The organism is Sulfurimonas sp. HSL-1656, from assembly GCF_039645585.1.
Lineage (GTDB): Bacteria > Campylobacterota > Campylobacteria > Campylobacterales > Sulfurimonadaceae > Thiomicrolovo > Thiomicrolovo subterrani.
The window spans coordinates 1,043,151-1,058,020 of sequence record NZ_CP147915.1 but is presented as its reverse complement, the minus strand read 5'-3'; the positions used below and the strand labels follow the sequence as shown (position 1 = coordinate 1,058,020).

Genomic DNA, 14,870 nt, shown 5'->3' with positions numbered 1-14,870 from the left:
GGCCGGTTAAGCTTTCTTTTTCTCGACGAGCTTCCGGTCGGTGAGGATCGCGAAGGGGATCTGGATCATATAGGCGATCATGATCGGCAGCAGCATCGAGACGCCGAACGCTTTCATGGAGAAGGTGGAGAGGACCAGCGCCAGCGTGATATAGCGGGTGACGCTATGCCAGAATGCGGCGCGCTCCTGGGGAGAATCCATCTTGAAGATAAACCAGGCGCACAGCAGGTCCAGAACGTAAAACGCGATCACGGCCACCAGTGCGATCACGATCAGTTCGGGTTCAAAATCGTACAGATCGACGAGGTTCTGAGTGCTCTGGAGACCAAAGAGGTAGAAGAGGATGATGAACATACTGATATTGCTGATATAGGGGCGGTAGGTCTCAATGAACTTTTCCAGCGGCTTGAACAGTACTACAAAGCGGCTCGCGATAAACGGGATGACGATGAGCAGTTCGATGACCAGCCGCGCATAGCTCTCCATATTGTTGTTGTCGTCCGTATAGAGGGTATCGAAATAGCGCTCGGTGTAGACGCCGAAGAGGTGCAGCATTAAAAACGACAGCGAGATCAGCAGCAGGTTGATAAAGAGGATGAGAAAGCCCAGCGACGTGTCGCCGCCGGACTTTTTGATCCAGTACATGACCATCCCGCCGCCGCTGAGGACCGACAGCAGAAAGAGCCCGGCAGCGATGCCGTAGTCGTGACTCAGCAGGCCGATAATGACGGCGAAGATCGGCAGCAGTACAAAGTTGAGAAAGAGGCTTTTGATCACAACCAGGCGGTGGTGCCAGAGCAGTTTTACGTCCGTCATCTTCACTTTGAAGAGCGAAGGCATGATCATCGTCAGCCCCGCGAAAAGACAGATATTCGAACTGAAGATAAACCCGTCGGTGTTATAGCCGTAAGTGAAACCGAGCAGCGCGCCCAGCAGTACGATCAGCAGTTGCATTTTTCCCCTTCGTCATTGCATTCATTCATTCTAATTCAAAGCGTCTTATTCTCTCCACAAATTATCAAAATAACATCACATTTTATATCTGATAGAGGCGAAACAAAGCAGCAAAGCATTGCCATCTGACATGAAAAACACCAGCGTTTAAATACCTGTTGCGCCTTTTCACGCCGTCCGAGTCTGTTTTTATATATTGATTTAAATCTCTTATTTTAAGTATTACTAGCTATGATGTAAGTATCTGCTCTCGTATGTCCATTACCACATGAAGATACGAGCAAAAAGGAGATGACATGAAACGTTGGTTCCTGGCAATCCTCGCGGTGACAGCCATCACCATTTACGGATGCGGCGGAGGCGGTGGCGGTTCATCGTCAGGTTCCAGTGAGTGGGACACCATGACCTGGGATCAAGACAACTGGGGATAAAGACCGCTTTTCGGCAGAACACAAACTCAAAAGGATTCATCATGAAAATCAGACAATATGGATTGCGCCTTCTCGGTATTTCGGCATTGATGGTGTCAGGGAGTCTGTACGCCGGTCAGGTGAGCGGGATGACAACATTCACCCCGGGCACGACTGCGTATGCCTCCGAGGTGAACGACAACTTTACGGAGCATACAAACCAGATCAACGACAACGATACCCGTATCACGGCCAATGCGACGGCGATACAGAACAATACAACTGCGATCGCCAATTCGGGACTAATCAAATACGCGAGTCTCTCTGCATCCTGTCCGGCCCTGGTCGATGTCGGAACGACGTATACCAAAATTGCTACGATCGGGAGTTATTCAAAAGCTGCTGACGATACGGTACTCAACGTCGTGTTCAGCGGGCGCATCAAGGCGACCTCGACAACGGGAGCGGGTGTTATCTTCGAACTGAGGGTCGATGATACGGCAACAACCGTGGGACGCATCAGAGGGATCGTGAAAGCAACAGAAGTCGGCTCCAGCGGGGTCGCAGCGACAATGGAAGGGTTCTTCACCAACCTGAGCGCCGGATCGCACACCGTCAGTATGTGGGCCAGATCATCCTCAGGAAGTGCGATTGGCACCCAGTATGACCCCGGCTGCTGGCAATCCGACAGCGTCATCATCAAAGAGTTTAAATAACACTTCTCGGGCGGGTTTCGACGACCCGCCGCACTCAACTTTTCCGACAAAACGTTCACAATATGCGTCACAACTGCACCGTGCCGCTGTGTCATCAATGCAGAAAACAGTGACAACGCCTGGTTGAATGGGAAAAGAAAAGGTGCGATACACTACCTCATTATTTCCACCGAAGGAAGCACCTGTGCCCGAAAGCGACTTTTTCATCTCTACCCTGATCAACCTCTCCGTCAACCTCGTCTATACGGTGGCCGTGCTCGTCATCGCCGTCATTGCCCTCAAATACATCGACAGCAAACTGCTCAAATCCATCGCCCTCGAGGAGGAGATCAAAAAAGGCAACGTGGCCGCCGCCATCTTCGCCTCGACCATTCTTATCTTCATCGCCATCATCGTCGCTTCCTCGATGACATGATCAAAAAATTCCGGCAGACCTTTTTCACCCTGCTTCGGGTCCTTATCCTGCTCTATGTCCCCCTCTTCTTCATCACGGCGCTGAAACAGCGGCACGACGAAGCAGCCCTGCCGGTTCCGCCGGCGCCGAAAACCGTCACCGCCCCGGAAGAGACGCCTCCCCTCCACCGTCCGGGGCCCAGGGCGGGTGAAATGCAGCTGCTCTCGCTTCCGGTCAAACAGAGCGCCCGGATCCCGGCATGGCTGGACCGGCCGGCCAACAAGTCACGCGGCAAAGGGTCCGGTTCCCAGAGTATCGACCAGAAGCCCGTCGCCTACTTCGCCTACGGACGCGATCTCAAAGCCTACTATGCCAACGGGTTTTTCACACACTTCGTCCCGTTCACGGTCGATTCGAAATGGAGTGCGATGCACCATGTATCAAGGCATATGCGCTACATGCGCGACGAACAGCAATTCAAGGGCTTCACCGAAATCTGGCTCAGCTCCGAAGAGGCCTACCTCAGCGGCCGTGGCGACTGCGAAGACCATGCCATTTTGCTCGCCGACTGGCTTAGCGGTATGGGTTATGATGCCCGTGTTGTTTTCGGGACGTACAAAAACGAGGGGCACGCCTGGGTCGTCGTCTTTGAAGCGGGGAGCACCTACCTGCTTGAGGCGACGGACAAGCGGCCCAAACGCAGCTTTCCCCTCGCCGCCACCCTTCCGAACTACCACCCTAAAGGGATGTTCAACGACCGCTTCATCTGGTACAACTACGGTTCGCCGCTGACGACGGCATACACTGGGGACCAATGGATCAGAACGGCGCGCTTCCGCCCGGTTGAAGAACGATAGGGCGACGTAAAATTATAGGAAGGTTGGCCGGCAGAAGCACGCCGGCCGTAAAGAGGGGGATCAGACTTTTTTAACGAACTCGGATTTGAGCCCCATCGCGCCGACACCGGGGATCTTGCAGTCGATGTTATGGTCACTGTCAGGGTTCAGCTTGATGTTCTTGACCTTGGTACCGACTTTGATGTCGGAAGAAGCGCCTTTGACCTTCAGGTCTTTGATCACCGTGACGGTATCGCCGTCTTGCAGAATGTTGCCATTGGCATCGCGAACGACAAACGCCTCTTCAGATGCTGCAGCGGCATCTTTCGACCACTCATGGGCACACTCCGGGCAGACGTAAAGATCGCCGTCCTCATAGGTGTATTCGCTGCCGCACTGGGGGCATTTCGGCAATTGTTCCATTTTCATCCTTTTCAAAATGCTAATTGTACCAGTTCAGGCAACGAGCACAAAATCATAATTTCACTCGGTTAACACAAATAAGAGACCATTCTTGTATAATGAACCCATGAAAACAGTTTTTCATATTTTTATTTTATTTTATATCTTTCTCCATCCTCTCTATGCCGAGACGGTAGTCGATGTCACATCCAGCGGGAAAAAATACGACCTCACCTCCTCCGTATTGCTCTGTATGGATCACCTCAACACACTGAACATCGACATGTTCCTCGAGAACAGGGTCCCGCCGATCTGCAATACGGTCGACAAGACAGAGCTGCCCTTCGGTTATACCGACGACACCATCTGGCTGCGTTCCATGATCAGAAACACTTCCGTGACAGAGAATGCCTGGGTGGTGGAACTGGCCAGTCCGCTGCTCGATTACGTCGACCTCTATGTCATCGAAAACGGCCAGATCCTTGCCTACTTTCCCAGCGGCGACAGACGGCCTGTCGCATCCCGTCCTGTCTCCAGCCTGGACTTCCGTTTTCCGATCACCCTCGTACCGGGAAAGACGACTACGCTGGTCTGGAAAATCCGTTCCGAATCGGCGATCGACCTTCCCATCACCCTCAACGACCCCGAGGCGATGCAGGACGCCGACCTCAGAAGCTACCTCTTCTACGGCATCTTTTACGGGATCCTCATCATCCTGTCACTGTACAACTTTATCTTTTTCCTGATTTTCAAAAAAATCATCTACCTCTACTATGTCGGTTTTATCGTCTTCTATACGATGATGCAGCTCTCTTTCGACGGTTTCACACCCGTGCTGCTTCTGCCCGATTATCCGTGGTTCTATAACGCGGGGGTCCCGTTCTTTGTCAACCTCACCATCTGGTCCGCCGTACTGTTCGGCCAGCGCTTCCTGGAAACGGCGCTCTATACCCCCAGGTTGCATTCGGTACTGAACGTCGTCATCATGATCAACCTGCTTCCGATGGGCATGAGTTTTTTCGACCTCTACTACCTCACGGTCAAACTCACGACCCTCCTGGCAGCCGTAACGCCGCTCATCCTGCTCTCGGCCGCATTTGTCGTCCTGCAGTTCAACAAAAGACGGGCCCGCTTCTACCTCGGTGCCTGGAGCCTCTTCTTTGCAGGTTCCACCCTGCTCGCACTCCATAAATTCGGGCTGATCCCTTCCACCTGGATCATCCTGCACTCCCAGCAGATCGGCGTCCTGCTCAAGATCGTCGTCCTCTCCTACGCCCTGGGAGACCAGCTGCAGTCACTGCTCTATATCGATCAGCTGACGGGGATGGGCAACCGCCACTCGATGCAGCGGATTTTTTCCTCCGCCATGCACTACGCCAAAAAAGACAAACTTCCCTTTGCCGTGCTGCTGATCGACATCGATGATTTCAAAACCATCAACGACTCCATGACACACCGGGTCGGGGACCAGCTGCTGATGCTGCTCAGCTCCAGGCTCAAAGCCCATATTCGCCGTTACGACACCATTTTGCGTATGGGTCAGGACGAATTCCTGATTATTCTCGAACGCATCCATTCTACGGAAACGCTGACGCATGTCGCCGAGCAGATCCTTGTCCAGATCCGCAAGCCCTTCAACCTCGACAACCGGATCGTGCATATTACGGCCAGCGTCGGTATTGCCCTTTATCCCAACGACGGAGAGGACTACGACACCCTCATCAAGAACAGCGACTCGGCACTGCACAAGGCCAAAGAGCTCGGGAAGAACCGCTTCTATTTTTTCAACCCCGTCCTGGACAATATGGCCCTCGAACGCCTCAAACTCCACAACGACCTCTTCGAAGCCCTGGAAAAGAACGAGTTTTTTCTCCTCTTTCAGCCGAAGGTGAGCGCTACGGACGGTACGCTTTCCGGCGTGGAAGTCCTGATCCGCTGGCGCCACCCCCAGCGCGGTATTCTCACGCCGGACATCTTCATCGGCATCGCCGAGCAGAACGGCCTGATTCTCCGTATTACCCGCTGGGTGCTGGAAGAGTCCTGCAAAGCGCTCAAGCAGTGGCAGCGGATGGGATGGGACGGGATCTATGCCGCCGTCAACGTCACCGCCGTCGATATCAATGACCCCTATTTCATCCGGGACCTGCTGGATCTCTTTACCGAATATGATCTCACCCCCGACCTGCTGGAGCTCGAACTGACCGAACGGATCATCGTCGAGAGTTCCACCGACAACATCCAGAAGATCAAGGCGCTGTGCGATGCAGGGATCAAAATCGCGATTGACGACTTCGGAACCGGCTATTCAACATTTACCTATCTTCAATCCTTTCAGGTCGATACCATTAAAATCGACAAGAGCTTCATCGACGAGATCGAGTTCAACCCGAAAACGGCCGTCATCGTCAAAACCATGACGGCACTGGGACACTCCCTGGGGATGAAAGTCGTGATCGAAGGCGTGGAGAACGCACGGCAGGTCGAGCTGCTCAATCAGATGCAGTGCGACATTTTCCAGGGTTACTATTTCGACAGACCCATGACGGCCGGCGCACTGGTCGCCAAATACTTTGTGCGGGATCAAATCAAAAAGGGATAATATGGCCAAAAACATCGTAATCTTCTCCGACGGCACCGGCCAGGAGGGCGGCAAGGGCCACAACACCAACATCTACAAGCTTTTCAACATGATCGAGGACCGGACACCACGGCAGATCGCCTTTTACGACCCCGGCCTGGGGACAGGGTTGCACCGGCTGACCGGCAACGTCGGGGGCTTCGGGATCTCCCGCAATATCCAGCAGTGCTACCGTTTTCTTTTCGAGCATTACGAGGCGGGCGACAAGATCTTCCTCTTCGGCTTCAGCCGGGGCGCGGCGACGGTGCGGAGCCTTTCAGGGTTTCTGCACTACTTCGGCATCCTGCCGAAATCGCGCCCGGAACTGATCGCCAGGGCCTATGACATCTATATGATCAAGGACGAGCGCAAACGCAAGGCAAAAGCCGCCGCCTTTCTCAAAGACCATCACAACATGTGGACGAAGGTGGAATTCATCGGCTGCTACGACACCGTCGCCGCCCTCGGGCTTCCCATCAAGGGCCTCAGCGTCCTGCTCGACGGCATCCCGGGATTCCGCCACCGTTTCCACAATTTCAGGCTCAGCGAAACGATCAAACACGCCTATCATGCCCTGGCCATCGACGATGAACGCAAGACCTTCCACCCGGTGCTGTGGGAGAAGCAGACCGAAGCGTGGCAGACCGTCAAACAGGTGTGGTTCAGCGGGATGCATACTGACGTCGGCGGAGGGTACAAAGAGCAGGACCTCTCAGACATCCCCATGGTCTGGCTCACCCGGCAGGCGATCGGTCACGGGCTTCTGATCTATCCGAAACACACGGTCACCCCCCATGAAGATGCCAAGGGGGTGATGCACGACTCCCGCGGCACATGGCTGACCAGCCTCTACCGCCGCGAGCGCCGCCGTTGGGACGCATCCACCCACGGCAAACCCGTCGTGCACGCCAGCGTGCTTCAACGCCACGAAAACGCTCCGGGCGCCTATCATCCGTGGGTATTGGAAATGGACTATGACGTCGAGCCGTGGGAACAGTGGCCGGCGAAAGAAGCGTAGCCCCTATTGACGGCACGTGACTATCCACACGGCTTAGAGTGCAACAGCGGACGGGCGTTTTGAGTTAGTAGAAATGCGGTAGAAAAATCAGGAGAAAAAAGATACTCCCCGAAACGGGGAGTGCTGCTTAAAGTGCGAACTCTTCGAGCAGGTTGAAGTTGAGGTACTTGTAGATATCGGCTTCTTTGCCGGAGATCTTCTTCGGTACGATCTCGAGGTACTCCTCTTTTGTCGGGAGGCGTCCGAGCATCGCACAGACGGCTGCCAGTTCCGCAGAACCGAGATAGACCTGCGCGCCTTTCCCCATACGGTTGTCGAAGTTACGCGTAGAGGTAGAGAAGACGATGGCGTTGTCCGCAACACGCGCCTGGTTACCCATACAGAGTGAACAACCCGGGATCTCCGTACGTGCGCCGGCGGCACCGTACATCGCGTAGTAGCCCTCTTCCTGGAGCTGTTTTTCGTCCATACGGGTCGGCGGGACAACCCACAGACGCGTCGGCACCTGGCCTTCACCCTTGAGGACTTCGCCCAGGGCGCGGTAGTGACCGATGTTGGTCATACAAGAACCGACGAAGACTTCGTCGATGTTGTGCGGGCGGTTTTCGTCTGCAAGAACCTCGGAGAGGGTTGCAACGTCATCCGGGTCGTTCGGGCACGCGAGGATAGGCTCCGTGATCTCGTTAAGGTCGATCTCGTAAACCGCTGCGTACTCGGCGTCTTTGTCCGCTTCCATCAGTTCCGGGTTTTTGAGCCACTCTTCCATCTTCGCTTTGCGGCGTGCCAGGGTGCGCGCATCCTGGTAGCCCGCATCGATCATACCCTGGAGCAGAACGATGTTGGATTTGATGTACTCGATGACCGGTTCTTTGTTCAGGTGAACCGTACACGCCGCCGCAGAACGCTCTGCAGATGCATCGGAGAGCTCGAACGCCTGCTCGACTTTCAGGTCCGGCAGACCTTCGATCTCGAGGATACGGCCGGCGAAGATGTTCTTCTTGCCTTTCTTCTCAACCGTCAAGTCGCCCGCTTTGATCGCCACATACGGGATCACGTTGACGAGGTCACGCAGCGTGACGCCCGGCTGGAGTTCGCCTTTGAAGCGGACCAGTACGGATTCCGGCATCGTCAGCGGCATGGAACCGGTAACGCCCGCGAACGCAACGATACCCGAACCGCCCGGGAAGGAGATACCGATCGGGAAACGCGTGTGCGAGTCCGCACCCGTACCGACCGTGTCCGGCAGACACATACGGTTGAGCCAGGAGTGGATAACGCCGTCGCCCGGGCGCAGTGCGACACCGGAACGGTTGGAGATGAAGTCCGGCAGCGTGTGGTACATCTTGATGTCGGAAGGCTTCGGATAGGCCGCCGTGTGACAGAAAGACTGCAGCACGAAGTCCGCGTTGAAGCCGAGGGCTGCAAGCTCTTTGATCTCGTCGCGTGTCATCGGACCTGTCGTATCCTGGGAACCGACTGTCGTCATGACCGGCTCGACGTACATGCCCGGGCGGACACCTTCGAGGCCGCAGGCTTTACCGACCATCTTCTGTGCCAGCGTATAGCCTTTGCCCGTGTCGGCAGGCTGTTCCGGTTTGAGGAAGAGATCGATGTCGCCCTGTCCCAGTACTTCACGCGCTTTCTTGGTCAGACCGCGGCCGATGATCAGCGGGATACGGCCGCCGGCGCGGACCTCGTCCGTGATCGTGTTCGGGCGCAGGCTGAAAGTCGCGATGACCTCGCCGTTCTTCTCTGCTTTGCCTTCGAACGGGTAGATGTCGACGACATCGCCTGTTTCCATCTGCGTGACGTCCATCTCGAGCGGAAGGGCACCGGAGTCTTCGGAAGTCGCGAAGAAGATCGGTGCGATGATGCCGCCGATAACGACACCGCCGGTGCGCTTGTTCGGAACGCCCGGGATATCTTCACCCATGTGCCACTGCACGGAGTTGATACCGGATTTACGCGAAGATCCTGTACCGACGACGTCACCGACGTAAGCGACCGGGTGGCCTTTTTCTTTCAGGGCGTTGATCGTACCGATCGGGTCGTCCATCTTTGCCGTCAGCATGGAGTTTGCGTGCAGCGGGATGTCGGAGCGTGTAAACGCTTCGGATGCCGGGGAGAGGTCGTCCGTGTTCGTTTCACCCGGGACCTTGAAGACCGTAACGGTCATTTTTTCAGGAAGGTCGGCTTTGGACGTGAACCACTCTGCGTTTGCCCATGATTCAAGGACCTTTGTCGCGGCGGCGTTGCCCGCTTTGTGGAGCTCTTCGACGTCGTTGAACGCGTCATAGACGAGCAGGGTATGGCTCAGTGCTTTGACGGCGGCTTCGACAACGGCGGCATTGGAAGATGTAAGGGCATCAATGATCGGCTTGACATTGTAACCGCCGAGCATCATCCCGAGCATTTCGACCGCAGCAGCCGGTGCGATGCTGGAGACGGTAACTTTTTCCTGTGCTACGTCATTGAGGAATGCCGCTTTGACATACGCTGCATCGTCAACACCCGGAGAAACACGGTTTTTCAGAAGATCGATATTTTCGGCCATATCGCCTTCGCCGGCCTTGATCATTTCGATCAGGTCAGCCGTCTGCGCTGCAGACAGAGGAAGTGGAGGTACGCCCAGAGCTTCACGCTCTGCTACATGCGCTTTGTATTCGTCCATAAAAGCCATCGTTATATCCTGTAAAGAAGATTTCGAGAGATTATAGCGAAGGAAAGAATCAAGTAGATTTCTTATGTTACAAAAGGAAACATAATTCTGAAATTTTGTTTCCAATGTGTTTAGTTTCGAAACACTTTTCTTGGCGTGGATATAGACAGACATCCTCAAGCGAGGATATCGCGGTTTCCTTTTGCGTTCGGAGGTGACAGCAGACCCCGCTGTTCCATCTGCTCGATGATACGGGCGGCACGGTTGTAACCGATCTGGAGTTTGCGCTGCAGGTAGCTGATGGACGTTTTACGGTCGGCCAGAACGATCTCCTTGGCCTCTTCGTATAGTTCGTCCATATCCTCGATACTCCCCTCGTCCGAACCGGCGCTGCCGTTGCTGCCGCTTTCGGCCAGGAAGGAGTCGTCATACTGCGGTTCACGCTGGGATTTGAGGAACTCGACGATGTGATCGATCTCCTCCTCGGTACTCCACGGCGCGTGCAGACGGATCAGCCCCGTGGCACCCGGAGGGGTAAAGAGCATATCGCCCCGTCCCAGCAGCGATTCCGCCCCCTGTGCATCGAGAATGATCTTGCTGTCGACACGCTGACCGACACGGTAACTGATGCGCGACGGCAGGTTGGCCTTGATAAGGCCCGTCACGACATCGACCGAAGGGCGCTGGGTCGCCACGATCAGGTGGATCCCCGAGGCCCGGGCCATCTGCGCCAGGCGGGCGATGGAGTACTCCACGTCCTTGCCCGAGGTCATCATCAGGTCGGCGAGTTCGTCGATAATGACGACGATGTAGGGGAAAGGCTGCCCGCCTTCGCGCTTCATCTTCTCGTTATAGTTCTCGATGTTCTTTGTACGCGATTCGCTCATCAGCTGGTAGCGCCGCTCCATCTCCCCGACCATGTTGTTGAGTGCCGCGATCGCCTGCTTGGCCTTGGTAATGACCGGGGTAAGCAGGTGCGGGATGTCGTTATAGATGGAGAACTCCAGCATCTTCGGGTCGATCATCAGCAGCCGCAGCTGGTCGGGGGAGTTTTTGTACAGCAGGCTGAGGATCATCGCGTTGATCCCCACCGACTTGCCCGAACCCGTCGTTCCGGCGATGAGGAGGTGCGGGAGCTTTTTCAGGTCCGTGATAAAGGGCTTGCCGACGATATCCTTGCCCAGCGCGATCGTCAGCGGGGACTTGGCCTCCTGGAACAGTTTGCTCTCGAAGATTTCGCGCAGGTAGATCGTCTCGACCGTGTGGTTGGGAATCTCGATACCGACGACGTCCTTGCCGGGAATCGGCGCCTGGATACGGATCGTCTCGGCACGCAGGGCCATCGCAAGGTCGTCCTGAAGGTTCATGATCTTCGAGACCTTGATGTGCGCAGCCGGTTTGAACTCAAAGGTCGAAACGACCGGGCCCGCGTAGGTGCGGATAACGTCCCCGTCGATCTTGAACTGGGCCAGTTTCTCGATCAGGTCGCGGATCTTGTCATCGAGCTCCCGTTCATCAATGCTGTTACCCTGCTTCGGCGGCTTTTGAAAAAAGTCGAGGGAGGGCAGCTTGAAGTTCTTGGGCTTTTCCGACTTACCCTTCTCGATCTGTTCGAGCAGCTTCTTGTTCTCATCGAGCTCCTCGACGATCACGGCGCTCTTTTTCTGCCGGACCCCCTCAGCCAACGCGAGAATCGTCCCCGCTTTCGCTGCCGGCGTGCTCACCGGAAGGTCCTCTTCATCATCCCCCTCATCGGGCAATGCTTCTTTGGGGCCTTTCGAGACGAGCCGGATAGGAGCCTCTTCCGAATCCAGCGGCATTTTCATCCGTTCATAGGCCGGGGTATCGAAAGGGTCGTCGTCGAACAGGCCCGGCTGCTCGGCCGCGACCGTCCGTTTCCCGGCTGCCGGGGTGTAAGAGGAGTATTCTGGCTCCTCGTCATTATCATCCTCTTCCGCTTTGCGGAACGAAAAAGGGAGTTTCGGTTTCGGCATCGAGGGGAACTTTTCGGCATCGATCAGGATCACGGCGGCGATCGTCACCGTCATCAGCCAGAAGACCCAGAGCCCGAACGTCCCGATATAGGGCTCGAGAAAATCGACGAAACCGGCACCGAGCGCACCGCGCAGCGGCCCCTCGGTCACGAGGGCCTGCAGGATCAGCAGGGAGAAAAAGAGGAGAATCCCCGCCAGGACCTTCTCGGTACGTTCAACATCGATCTCACTGTTCCGGTAATAACGATAGAGCGGGTACAGCAGGACGAAGAGGTAGGCGAATGCCACGTAACCGAAAAGTGCCCGGTTCGCCTTGGCGATAATCTCCCCGATCGTCCCGATGACGGCCGCATCCGCGATGATCGTCGAGATCCCCGCATATACCAAAATGGCCAAAACAGTAATAAAAAATGCCTGCCGCAAAAACAATCCTCTTTTCAAGTAGTGTTAGGGATTATAACAAAAACTGCTTTGCCCGCCCATTGGGATGGCTCCGGGCCTATTTTAAGGATGCATCCATTACAATTCGGCTCTGCAAAATGCCGCTGTGGTGGAATGGTAGACACGACGGATTCAAAATCCGTTACCTTCGGGTGTGCCGGTTCAAGTCCGGCCAGCGGTACCACCCTCTTCAACTTTTTTTTCAAACCTTTTTTCTTCAAGCTGGTCCATGACGGTCGCAAACGGTTCATTTTCAAGGTAGCGGATCGCAACGGCATCGAACGTCAGACCGAATATCCGGCTGCGGTGCTTGAACGTATGGTTGGCGGCGCCGTTTTGCATATTGAGCAGAAGCGATTCAACTTCAGCCTGATCGATCCGGTGCATAAAGAGCAGGAAATCCCCTTCGGCATAGCGGGCAATTTCAAAATGTACCCGCTGCATTTTCAGGAACTCGATCACATAGCTGCAGACCAGCATCAGGACCCGGTTACCGATGATGCTGTCGTATTCAGCAACGATTGTCCCGTAATCCGGGATACGGAGGCTGACCAGGTAGCCCTCATCGCTGAACCCCTGCCGTGCATTGAGCTTCTGTTTGTAGAGCCAGAGACGGTTTTTCGCCGGCGTGACATCGTCGGAAAAGAGGTGCGTGCGCAGCAGATCGATCTCACGGTGCAGCGTATCGCCATCCGCTTTTTCCGCAGCCATGTTCAGGCTTCTTTGTTCCTCTTCCGCAAACGTTTCTTGGTATTTCGAAGGCAGGACGACCGCTTCGTTGATCAGCCGCCGCATCGTCCGTTCCGTCACCTCCGAGAGGCGCTTGTCGTCATGATGCATAGGCCGCCTCCGTAAAACCGAAGGTCTGCAGGGCATCGTCCCACTGCTGGGGCTTGTGCAGATGGTGCCCCTGGAAATAGTCGACACCGATGCTCTGCGCCATACGCAGCACCCCCGTGTCGCTGATATACTCCGCCACGGTCTCGATTCCCAGCTCATGGCAGATATTGACCATATTGCCGAGGATGATGCGGTGTTTGCGGTCGTGAATCTTCGAGATCAGCGATCCGTCGAGCTTGACATAGTCGATCTCGAGATTCAGCAGGTTGTCATAATTGGAGTAGCCGCTGCCGAAATCGTCGATGGCAATCATAACGCCGCTCTTTTTCAGCCTGAAAATGAACTCGTTGACGGTCTCCAGGTCCCGGATCTGGTCGCTCTCGAGGATTTCAACCGTCAGCCTCCGGCCGACGCCCTCTTTTGCAAGCCGCTCCAGCAGAGACTCTCTCAGCAGCACGTTGTTGATATCGACATAGGAGAGGTTGAGCGTCACCGAGACGTCATAGTGCGCCAGAACGTCAAAAACCTTGTCGATCATCTGGAGCATCAGCTGAGTATAGAGGCGGTACTCTTTGGACTTTTCCAGGAAAGCCGCCGGCGAGAGGATTCTTCCCTGACGGTCCACCAGCCGCATCAGGCTCTCAAACTTCGCCGGTTTCGTCAAAGCATCGTTGCGGAATATCCCCTGGAAATAGGGGGTCACCATCCTGCGTTCTATGTTCTCCTGAAGCAGTTCATAGGTTTTGTTGGAAAAATGGGCATTGCGCTCGGCGGAGCCGCTGTCATAGAAGATATAGCTGTTGTGCAGCCGTTTGGCTTCCTGAAGGGCTTTTTCCGCGTACATCAGGCTCACCGCGCCGTCCGCCTTGCTCGCACCGATCGAAACGTTGATATGAATGCTGTTCCCGGGTACGACACTGAAAGCGTACTCCGACACAGAGGCGTGGAGTTTTTCGGCAATAAAATCGAGCAGCCGGTGCGAAAAGTCATTTTTGACAAAAAGGCAGAGCCGGTCGGCATAAAGATGGTAGAGTTCGAAATCGAACGCCGCGAAACCGAGGGTGCGGAAATACCCGTCATTTTTGAGCCGGCCGAGCGCCGAAGCGACCAGAGCTTCAAGCTCCGCCACCATCTGCTCCGCTTTCTCGTACCCGTAGAGGATGCGGATGTCATCGAAGGCGACAATGTCGATCAGCAGAACGACGGCTTTGCCACCGTATGCCGAGATCCGCTTCTGACAATCGTGCATGGAGTGGACCTCATGCGATACGTCTGTACTTTGGCCTGCAGCAGAGTTTTTCTTCACCGGGTGTTCGGCAGTGTGGGGGAGCGCGCTCATCGCCTTCTCCTGTTTCAGTCGGTCGACTTCATCTCTGATGTCGACCAGTTTGCGAAGCGCCTCGTCCTTGTCATCGGCGGCGACCCTCCGCTTGACCGGCTTGCCCTCCTCGTCGCGGTAGGTGACGTAGTAACCCGTCACGGTACCGTCGGACTTGCGGTAGAGTTCGCTGATCCCTTTGTAGTGTTTGTCCTGAATTGTCCGAATCGGCATCATGCCCTCCGTCCGGTCGTTCATCCTTTTGGTGGCC

12 protein-coding genes and 1 tRNA gene are annotated in these 14,870 nt (G+C 55.3%); 7 read left to right on the top strand and 6 right to left on the bottom strand.

Features of this window, described 5'->3' with window-relative positions; translation table 11 throughout:
• Nucleotides 1–6: 6 nt before the first annotated feature.
• A complete protein-coding gene (locus WCX49_RS05395; protein WP_345986559.1) occupies nt 7–954 on the bottom strand; it encodes a hypothetical protein in 948 nt (315 codons plus the stop codon).
• A gap of 296 nt (nt 955–1,250) precedes the next feature.
• On the opposite strand from WCX49_RS05395, the gene WCX49_RS05390 reads away from it, so the two are divergent.
• The 4 genes from WCX49_RS05390 (at nt 1,251) to WCX49_RS05375 (ending at nt 3,331) form a co-directional block, all read left to right on the top strand.
• Complete coding sequence (locus WCX49_RS05390) at nt 1,251–1,385, top strand: hypothetical protein (protein WP_345986558.1); 135 nt, start codon at nt 1,251–1,253, stop codon at nt 1,383–1,385.
• A 41-nt stretch (nt 1,386–1,426) separates the two neighbouring features.
• Nucleotides 1,427–2,080, top strand: a complete 654-nt coding sequence (locus WCX49_RS05385) for a hypothetical protein (RefSeq protein WP_345986557.1) — start codon at nt 1,427–1,429, stop codon at nt 2,078–2,080.
• 184 nt (nt 2,081–2,264) lie between these two features.
• Nucleotides 2,265–2,495 (top strand): DUF350 domain-containing protein, encoded by a 231-nt coding sequence (locus tag WCX49_RS05380; protein WP_231021020.1) that lies wholly within the window; start codon nt 2,265–2,267, stop codon nt 2,493–2,495.
• A complete protein-coding gene (locus WCX49_RS05375; RefSeq protein ID WP_345986556.1) occupies nt 2,492–3,331 on the top strand; it encodes a transglutaminase domain-containing protein in 840 nt (279 codons plus the stop codon). The genes WCX49_RS05380 and WCX49_RS05375 overlap by 4 nt, the downstream gene beginning before the upstream one ends.
• Nucleotides 3,332–3,391: 60 nt before the next feature.
• On the opposite strand, the gene WCX49_RS05370 is transcribed toward WCX49_RS05375, so the two are convergent.
• On the bottom strand, nt 3,392–3,733 hold the full coding sequence (locus WCX49_RS05370) for a zinc ribbon domain-containing protein YjdM (protein WP_345986555.1): 342 nt from the start codon (nt 3,731–3,733) through the stop codon (nt 3,392–3,394).
• Nucleotides 3,734–3,839: 106 nt separating this feature from the next.
• Between WCX49_RS05370 and WCX49_RS05365 the strand changes: the two genes are divergently transcribed.
• Nucleotides 3,840–6,311, top strand: a complete 2,472-nt coding sequence (locus tag WCX49_RS05365) for an EAL domain-containing protein (protein WP_345986554.1) — start codon at nt 3,840–3,842, stop codon at nt 6,309–6,311.
• Between the two features lies 1 nt (nt 6,312).
• Entirely contained in the window at nt 6,313–7,347 is a 1,035-nt protein-coding gene (locus WCX49_RS05360; RefSeq protein WP_345986553.1) for a DUF2235 domain-containing protein, read from the top strand.
• A 127-nt stretch (nt 7,348–7,474) separates the two neighbouring features.
• Here the strand turns inward: WCX49_RS05360 and acnB are convergent, their stop codons facing one another.
• Both acnB and WCX49_RS05350 read right to left on the bottom strand, forming a co-directional pair.
• Nucleotides 7,475–10,027, bottom strand: coding sequence for a bifunctional aconitate hydratase 2/2-methylisocitrate dehydratase (gene acnB, locus WCX49_RS05355; protein ID WP_345986552.1), 2,553 nt, complete (start codon nt 10,025–10,027; stop codon nt 7,475–7,477).
• A 155-nt stretch (nt 10,028–10,182) separates the two neighbouring features.
• Nucleotides 10,183–12,387 (bottom strand): DNA translocase FtsK 4TM domain-containing protein, encoded by a 2,205-nt coding sequence (locus WCX49_RS05350; RefSeq protein ID WP_345986788.1) that lies wholly within the window; start codon nt 12,385–12,387, stop codon nt 10,183–10,185.
• A 154-nt stretch (nt 12,388–12,541) separates the two neighbouring features.
• On the opposite strand from WCX49_RS05350, the gene WCX49_RS05345 reads away from it, so the two are divergent.
• Nucleotides 12,542–12,625: transfer RNA gene (locus tag WCX49_RS05345), tRNA-Leu, on the top strand.
• Here the strand turns inward: WCX49_RS05345 and WCX49_RS05340 are convergent.
• The gene (locus WCX49_RS05340) at nt 12,604–13,281 is read right to left on the bottom strand and encodes a hypothetical protein (protein WP_345986551.1); all 678 of its coding nucleotides are present in this window, start codon (nt 13,279–13,281) and stop codon (nt 12,604–12,606) included. The two genes, WCX49_RS05345 and WCX49_RS05340, sit on opposite strands and share 22 nt — an antisense overlap.
• On the bottom strand, nt 13,271–14,833 hold the full coding sequence (locus WCX49_RS05335; protein ID WP_345986550.1) for a GGDEF domain-containing protein: 1,563 nt from the start codon (nt 14,831–14,833) through the stop codon (nt 13,271–13,273). The genes WCX49_RS05340 and WCX49_RS05335 overlap by 11 nt, the downstream gene beginning before the upstream one ends.
• Nucleotides 14,834–14,870: the final 37 nt, after the last annotated feature.

Coding starts and splice junctions, on each gene's coding strand:
- WCX49_RS05395 (WP_345986559.1), bottom strand. CDS start 954: ATGCAACTGCTGATCGTACTGCTGGGCGCGCTGCTCGGTTTCACTTAC.
- WCX49_RS05390 (WP_345986558.1), top strand. CDS start 1,251: ATGAAACGTTGGTTCCTGGCAATCCTCGCGGTGACAGCCATCACCATT.
- WCX49_RS05385 (WP_345986557.1), top strand. CDS start 1,427: ATGAAAATCAGACAATATGGATTGCGCCTTCTCGGTATTTCGGCATTG.
- WCX49_RS05375 (WP_345986556.1), top strand. CDS start 2,492: ATGATCAAAAAATTCCGGCAGACCTTTTTCACCCTGCTTCGGGTCCTT.
- WCX49_RS05370 (WP_345986555.1), bottom strand. CDS start 3,733: ATGGAACAATTGCCGAAATGCCCCCAGTGCGGCAGCGAATACACCTAT.
- WCX49_RS05365 (WP_345986554.1), top strand. CDS start 3,840: ATGAAAACAGTTTTTCATATTTTTATTTTATTTTATATCTTTCTCCAT.
- WCX49_RS05360 (WP_345986553.1), top strand. CDS start 6,313: ATGGCCAAAAACATCGTAATCTTCTCCGACGGCACCGGCCAGGAGGGC.
- acnB (WP_345986552.1), bottom strand. CDS start 10,027: ATGGCTTTTATGGACGAATACAAAGCGCATGTAGCAGAGCGTGAAGCT.
- WCX49_RS05340 (WP_345986551.1), bottom strand. CDS start 13,281: ATGCATCATGACGACAAGCGCCTCTCGGAGGTGACGGAACGGACGATG.
- WCX49_RS05335 (WP_345986550.1), bottom strand. CDS start 14,833: ATGCCGATTCGGACAATTCAGGACAAACACTACAAAGGGATCAGCGAA.